Raw genomic sequence first — 7074 nt, 5'->3', positions numbered from 1 at the left:
CGGCGACGTGTGGTCGGCGACGGCTCCTGCCTCGGGTGCCGTCACCGTCGCCGGGGTCACTTGGGCGGAAGGCGCCGGGACCGACCGGTTCCGGGTCGAGGTCCGGTCACGAACTGGAGCGACGTGGCGGGTCGTCGACGGGGTTGCGGCCCGCAGCGTGCGCGGGGCGGCGCGCGACGCCGCCGTGGCCGAGCTGGCCCGGCAGCTCGACCGCGCCGGCGACGACCCGGTGTTCTGGGCGACGTTCTACCGCGAGACGAGCCCGGCGGAGCTGTACGTCCTGCTCGGCGAGGGCGACAGCGCGCTCGGTGTCGACGGGTCGGTGCTCGACGCTACGTCGCCGTCCGGGACGGTCGCCGCGGCCGTGCGGTCGAGCTTCGGCGCCTGGACCGCGACGCTGCCGCCCGAGGAGCAGGAGGCGCTGGGCGCGCAGGTCGTCGACGAGCTCGGGACGCAGACCATCCCGGTCGGATGGGCGTCGGCGGCCACGCTGCTTCTCGCCGGTCCGCACGTCCACCCCCGCGTGCACGCCGGTGCCGTCCGCCGGATCGAGGCCGTCCGGCGCGACCTCGCGGACCAGCCCGACCCGCTCGCCCCGATCCCGTTCGAGCGCGACACGACCCACCTCACCGCGGCCGCGCTCGCCGGGCTGTCGGCGTCGCCCGAGGAGTCTCTGCGGTACCTCGTCGGCGACGGGGACGAGGAGCTCGCCGCGGCACGGTCGGCGCTGTGGTTCGGCACGCAGCCGGCCGGAGGGTGGGCCGACGGCGGCGACGGCGTGACCGCCCTGCTGCGCTCGGCCGTGCTCCTCGGTGAGGCCGACCCCGACCACCAGCAGGCCGCCGCCCACGTCCTGTCCCGGGCGACGGTCGACCTGCCCGACGGCCTGCTGACCCACGACGGCCTGCTCGCTGCTCAAGGGCTGCTCCCCGCCGAGCTGACGGAGACGGCGCGCCGTCGGCTCGCCGACGCGTACGCGCCGTACATCGACGCCTTCGACCGCAACGTCAATGCCGCGGACGTGTTCTGCGCGGTGGGTACGTGGCAGGCCGCCCCCGACGCCTACGACGCCGTGTTCCCGGGCGTCGCCGGTCGGCATCTGCCGTCCCTCGAACCACAGAGCCTCAGCGACGTGCTGTCCGCCACGATGGTCGACGAGGCCGGGGTGGCACGGTGGCAGCGGGAGATGCTCGAGCACTACGAGCGCTCCGCCGCCGCCGCCCTCGCGCCCGGCTCGGACGTCCGCGAGCGGGCCGAGGCCGCCTCGGTCGTGGACGGCTTCCTGCACGCGCACAGCCATGCCGTCTCCGACGCCGGGGTCATCGCCGGCAGCATGCACCGGGCGGCGCTCCAGCACGCCGAGGACGGGCACGCGCGGTACGCGGCGCAGGTCTCGACCCTCATGACGGCGCTCGGACTCCTCCTCCCGGCACAGGGGCAGGGGACCGTCGCAGGTCCTGCGCTCACGGTCGCCGGTGACTACCTGGTGAGCCTCGACGGCCGGGTGCAGATGGCTGTCGACGAGGCGGCGGCGGAAGGGCACGCCGAGCAGGTCGTCCTCACGAGCCGCGGGAAGAACCAGCTTCTCGCGGCGCTCACCGAGGACGGCGTGGATCCCGCCGACGCGGAGAGCCTCGTCGCAGCCCGCTTCGCGCTCGACGACGGCGCGTCCCGCGCCGAGTTCGTGTCGTCGTTCAAGGAGGCCGCGGGGCTCGCGGTGCCCACGGGGACGCCCGACCTCGACGGGGAGGCAGCACCCGATGCGGCTCCAACAGCGCCGACGCCCGCACCCGTGGCGCCGCCGCACACCCCGCCAGGCACGTCCACGCCGTCCACCCCGCCCCCGACCTCCACCACCTCCGACTCCTCCGACCCGGGAAGCCCCTCGTGCGATCGACCATCCTGAACTCTCCCCTTCCGCGCCTCCTCCTCGCCTGCCTCGTGGCGTCGGGAGTGGTCGTCGCGATGCTCCTCGTCGGGCGGGCGCAGGCGGAGGAGTCCCGCCTGCGCGCCGAGGAGGACATGCGGACCTGGCCGACGGCGCGCTGGGGCATGGCTCCCGACGACTTCCCCGGCCAGGAGGTCGGGCAGCCCGAACGTCCGGCGGTGCCGAAGGACGACCCCACCTCCGCCATCCTGTGGCTGCCGGTCGCCGCCGGCCTGAGGTCGTACAGCGCCTTCCTGGCGGAGCACAGGTTCGCGGCCGGGAGCGACGACGGCGCCGTCGCGGACACCTGGCTGCGCGTCGGGGAGGAGCACGTGCTGACGAGCGTCGTGCACACCGCACGAAACCCCCCGCCGGACCCGTTCGCCGGTGAATCCGTCCCGCACGGCGACCGGGTCGACCGCGCCGTCAGGTGGTCGTGCGACGAGTTCCGCGGCCTGGCCTGGCCGAACGAGGATCGCGACTACATGGATGTGGGTGAGCTGTGTCCGGAGGACCCGTACCGCGACCCCCCGGCCGCGACACGCGACGTCCCAGCGACCATGACGGGGTTCACCGGCGCGGAGTTCGAGACGGTGCGCGTCTTCCCCGCCAGCGGCGACTCCGCGCAGATCGAGGTGCGTCGCCGCACGACCCTCGTGATGACCCGCGTCGACGACGCTCTCCTCCTGGTCGGCGTCACGGGTCCGGCGGACCTGCCGCCACGGCTCGACGCCGTCGCCATCCTCGACGACCTCGCCGCGCAGGTGCGCGCCGACCCGCCCACCTACGACGACTGAGCCGGCCCCGCGGTCCGCGGGGATCCGAGCCCGCGGAGGTCACAGCGCGTCGAGCAGGCCTCGCATCCGGTCGATCTCCGCACCCTGACCCGCCGCGGTGTCGGCGGCGATCTCGAGCGCGTAGGCGTCCTGCCCGTCGACGAGCACGACGCCGGCCATGTCGAGCGCGCCCTGGTGGTGCTGGATCATGCCCTCGAGGAACAGCCGGTCGAACTCCGCGCCGCTCGCCGCCTCGAGCGCCGACATCTGCGCGGCGCTGAGCATGCCCGCCATGCCGTCCTCGCCGTGGTCGTGCCCGGCGTCGGGCACGCGCGGCCCGGTGCCGTCGAGGCTCTCCGCCCCGGCGGGGACGGGCAGCTCGCGCTCCTGGAGCCACGCCGCGAGCGCGTGGATCTCGGGTCCCTGCGCCGCGGCGATGCGCTCGGCGAGCGCGACGACGTCGTCGTCCTCCGCGCGGTCCGGGGCGAGCGCCGCCATGTCGAGCGCCTGCAGGTGGTGCCCGATCATGTCGGTCACGAACGCGACGTCGGCCTGGTTCCACTCCCCCGGCTCCGCCGGCCCGGCGAAGTCCTCGGGCGCCGTCGTGCTCGCGGTCTCCCCCGGCCGTCCCGGCTGCACGACGACGCTCGACGGCGTCGGGGTCGCCCCGTCGTCGCCGGTGCACGCGGCGACCCCCAGGAGGGCGGCGACGACGAAGACGCTGGTCAGCGCGCGGTCCCGGCGAATTCGCCGCGGATTACCACCAGGAAAATTCTCCACGCCGCCTGTTCCCTCCATTTAAAAGGTCACAAAAGGTGCCCGATATGGGTAGCCGAGAGCGATTTCACCCGACAGAATTCGGGAACCCTACCAAGGAGGTGTTTCCCCCGTGCATCAATCCACGCACAGGCAACGGAGCCGGGGCCTGCTCGCCTCAGCACTGGCCGCGGGACTCGCGGTCTCGTCCCTGGCCGTCGCGGCCCCGGCGCTCGCCGAACCGTCCGACGGCTCTCCCGAGGCGGTCGCGGATCTCGTCGACCTGCCCGCCCAGCGCCTCGCCCCGCTCGCCGTCGACGACGCCGTCCTCGGCGTCGGCGAGGTCGCGAGCAGCCCCAACCTCGAGCTCGTCGCCAACATCCCCAAGAACGGCGCGTTCGCGCCGGAAGGGCAGTACAGCTCCGACCTCGCGTTCCAAGGACGGTACGCGTTCGCCGGCAACTACGGCGGATTCACGGTCTACGACGTCGCCGACCCGAGGAACCCCGAGCAGGTCGCCCAGGTGGTCTGCCCGGGCTCGCAGAACGACATCTCCGTGCACGGGAACCTCCTCGTCCTCAGCACGGACTCCTCCCGCAGCAACGACTCCTGCGAGAACGTCGCGCAGAGCGCCACGGTGAAGGAGTCGTGGGAGGGCATCAAGGTCTTCGACATCTCCGAGCCGACGGCGCCGCAGTACGTGGCCTCGGTCGAGACGCAGTGCGGCTCCCACACGCACTCGCTCGCGCCGAGCAAGGACGGCGAGGACCTCTTCGTCTACGTGTCGTCGTACAGCCCGAACGGTGCGTTCCCCGACTGCCAGCCGCCGCACGACCTCATCAGCGTGGTGCAGGTCCCGCTCGACGACCCGGCGTCCTCGGCCGTCGTGTCGACGCCCGTCCTCTTCCCCGACGGCGGTAACCCGGGCGGCAACGGCTCGAGCACGACGTCCGGCTGCCACGACATCACGACCTACCCGTCGAAGGACCTCGCGGCGGGCGCGTGCATGGGCGACGGCATCCTCATGGACATCACCGACCGGGCGCACCCGGTCGTGACCGAGGTCGTGCGCGACACGGAGAACTTCGCGTTCTGGCACTCGGCGACGTTCAACAACGCCGGCACCAAGGTCGTCTTCACCGACGAGCTCGGCGGCGGCGGCGCGCCCACGTGCAACGAGACCGTCGGGCCGGAGAAGGGCGCCGACGCGATCTACGACATCGTCGACGGCGAGCTCGTCTTCCAGAGCTACTACAAGATCGGCCGCGAGCAGGCGCCGACGGAGAACTGCGTCGCGCACAACGGCTCGCTCATCCCCGTGCCCGGCCGCGACATCATGGTCCAGGCCTGGTACCAGGGCGGCATCTCGGTGTGGGACTTCACGGACTCGGCGAACCCGGTCGAGATCGCGTGGTTCGACCGCGGGCCGCTGTCGAGCGAGCGGCTGATCCTCGGCGGATCGTGGTCGGCGTACTGGTACAACGGCGCGATCATCTCGAACGACATCCAGAAGGGCCTCGACGTCCTCCTGCTCGACGACCCGGCGACGAACGCCGCGACGTCGGTCCTCACGGACGAGTTCAACCCGCAGGCGCAGCCGACGTACGCCGAGCCGGCCGCGTGGTCGAAGGGCACCGCCTACCAGGGCGGGACGACGGTCACGTACGCCGGCGCCGTCTGGCGGGCCCAGTGGTGGACCAAGGGTCAGGTGCCCGGCGCCGACCCGTGGGGTCCGTGGGAGGAGATCGCCGGCGTCGACTCCGAGGGCGTCGGCGCGTGGAAGCCGTCGCGCGTCTACGTCGAGGGCGACGTCGTCGTCCACGAGGGCACCGAGTACACCGCCAAGTGGTGGACGCGGAACCAGGAGCCCGGCGACCGCTGGGGCCCGTGGGAGCCGTCCTCCTGACGCCGGCCCGTCCTCAGCCGGCCCGTCGTGAGCCGGCCCGGCGGCCCTGACCGCCGAGCACGTCGCCGTGGCCCGTCCGGAGCTCCCGGGCGGGCCACGGCCACGCGGTCGGCGGGGACCGGCCCTGGCGGGCGGCCGTACGCTCGTCGCCATGGCCGCCCCGTCCTCCCCGCTTCCCGACGACGCACGCTGCCCCTGCCTGTCGGGCGACACGTACGGGGCCTGCTGCGGGCGGCACCACGCCGCGCTGCGCGCGGGAACGCCGGGCGCCCCGACCGCGGAGGCGCTCATGCGCTCGCGCTACAGCGCGTTCGCCGTCGGCGACGCCGACTACCTGCGCGCGACGTGGCACCCGTCGACCCGGCCGGACGAGCTGGGCCTCGACGACGACGTCGAGTGGCGCCGCCTCGACGTGCTGCGCACCGAGGCGGGCGGCCCGTTCGACGAGACGGGCGTCGTCGAGTTCGTCGCGCACCACCGCTCGCGGTCGGACCGGGCGGCGCGCGGCCGGCTGCACGAGGTGAGCCGGTTCGTCCGCGAGGGCGGGCGCTGGCTCTACGTCGACGGGAGTGTCGACGGGGGCGTCGACGGCCGCCTCGACGGCACGGACGGCTGAGCGCGCGTCACCCCGCGGCGTCGAGCGCCGCGAGCACCTCGGCGCGTTCCGGCACAGCGTCCTGCGCACCCGGCCGCGTGACGGCGAGCGCCCCCGCGACGCCCCCCACCCGGGCGGCCGCGACGAGGTCGGTGCCGCGGGCGAGCTCGGCGGCGAGCACGCCGCAGAACGCGTCGCCCGCGCCGGTCGTGTCGACGACGTCGACGCGGCGCCCGGCGAGCCGCACCGGCTCCTGGTCACGACGCGCGACGAGGCACCCGTCTCCCCCGAGCGTCACGACGACGGCCGGGACCCGCGCGAGCAGGGCACCCGCGAGCTCGTCCGGCCCGGCGCCCGATCCTGCGGTCCGCCCGGCGAGGTCGGCGGCCTCGTGCTCGTTGACGACGAGGACGTCGACCGCGTCCCACAGCGCGTCCGGGAGGTCCCGCGACGGCGCCGCGTTGAGCACGAACGGCACGCCTGCTCGACGCGCGGAGGCCGCCGCGACCACGGTCTCCACGGGGATCTCGAGCTGCGCGAGCACGACGTCCGCGGCCCCCAGGAGGTCGCGCGCGGCGTCGTCCACGACGACGTGCCCGTTGGCCCCCGGCGCGACGACGATCGCGTTCTCCCCGTCGGGCGTGACGGTGATGAGCGCCGTCCCGGACGCCGCCGCGACCGTGCGGACCGCGTCCGTGCCGACGCCCGCCCCGGCGAGCGAGCCCCGGAGCAGGCGCGCGCCGTCGTCGTCGCCGAGGTGGTGCACCGCGAGGACGGGCTCACGGCGCCGCCCGGCGGACTCCGCCGCGACGGTCACCAGGCGGTCGACGGCCGCTGCACGGGTCCGGACCTTCTGGACCACCTGGATCCGCCCGTCGCGGACCGCGAGGAGCGGGCGCACGCCGAGCACGGTGCCGAGCGCGGCGGAAGCCGCGCTGAGGCGACCGCCGCGCCGCAGGTGGTCGAGCGAGTCCACGAGGAACACGGCGCGGCCGGAGTCGGCGACGGCGAGCGCGCGGCGCGCGACGGCGTCGACGTCCGCCCCGTCGAGAGCGGCGTCCGCCGCCGCCCGCGCCGCGAAGCCGAGGCCCATCGCGACCGTGCGCGAGTCGAC

Annotated in this window: 5 protein-coding genes and 1 pseudogene; 4 read left to right on the top strand and 2 right to left on the bottom strand. The window is 74.6% G+C overall.

Features of this window, described 5'->3' with window-relative positions; genetic code table 11:
- Together JZ5iCDA_RS14090 and JZ5iCDA_RS14085 are read left to right on the top strand one after the other, a co-directional pair.
- A pseudogene (locus JZ5iCDA_RS14090) lies at positions 1-1906 on the top strand (hypothetical protein); the annotation flags it as partial.
- A complete protein-coding gene (locus JZ5iCDA_RS14085) occupies positions 1888-2724 on the top strand; it encodes a hypothetical protein (RefSeq protein WP_139123120.1) in 837 nt (278 codons plus the stop codon). The pseudogene JZ5iCDA_RS14090 and the gene JZ5iCDA_RS14085, both read left to right, overlap by 19 nt.
- Positions 2725-2763: 39 nt before the next feature.
- On the opposite strand, the gene JZ5iCDA_RS14080 is transcribed toward JZ5iCDA_RS14085, so the two are convergent.
- Complete coding sequence (locus tag JZ5iCDA_RS14080) at positions 2764-3501, bottom strand: DUF305 domain-containing protein (RefSeq protein WP_083260028.1); 738 nt, start codon at positions 3499-3501, stop codon at positions 2764-2766.
- A gap of 91 nt (positions 3502-3592) precedes the next feature.
- Between JZ5iCDA_RS14080 and JZ5iCDA_RS14075 the strand changes: the two genes are divergently transcribed.
- Positions 3593-5365, top strand: a complete 1773-nt coding sequence (locus JZ5iCDA_RS14075; RefSeq protein ID WP_069387737.1) for a carbohydrate-binding protein — start codon at positions 3593-3595, stop codon at positions 5363-5365.
- A gap of 151 nt (positions 5366-5516) precedes the next feature.
- Entirely contained in the window at positions 5517-5981 is a 465-nt protein-coding gene (locus JZ5iCDA_RS14070) for a YchJ family protein (RefSeq protein WP_069387736.1), read from the top strand.
- A gap of 7 nt (positions 5982-5988) precedes the next feature.
- On the opposite strand, the gene JZ5iCDA_RS14065 is transcribed toward JZ5iCDA_RS14070, so the two are convergent.
- A partial coding sequence (locus tag JZ5iCDA_RS14065) for a PfkB family carbohydrate kinase (RefSeq protein WP_069387735.1) occupies positions 5989-7074 on the bottom strand: 1086 nt, incomplete at its 5' end.

The organism is Cellulosimicrobium cellulans (assembly GCF_001722485.1).
Taxonomy (GTDB): domain Bacteria; phylum Actinomycetota; class Actinomycetes; order Actinomycetales; family Cellulomonadaceae; genus Cellulosimicrobium; species Cellulosimicrobium cellulans_A.
This window is presented reverse-complemented; position numbering and strand designations above follow the sequence as displayed.

Coding starts and splice junctions, on each gene's coding strand:
- JZ5iCDA_RS14080 (WP_083260028.1), bottom strand. CDS start 3,501: ATGGAGGGAACAGGCGGCGTGGAGAATTTTCCTGGTGGTAATCCGCGG.
- JZ5iCDA_RS14070 (WP_069387736.1), top strand. CDS start 5,517: ATGGCCGCCCCGTCCTCCCCGCTTCCCGACGACGCACGCTGCCCCTGC.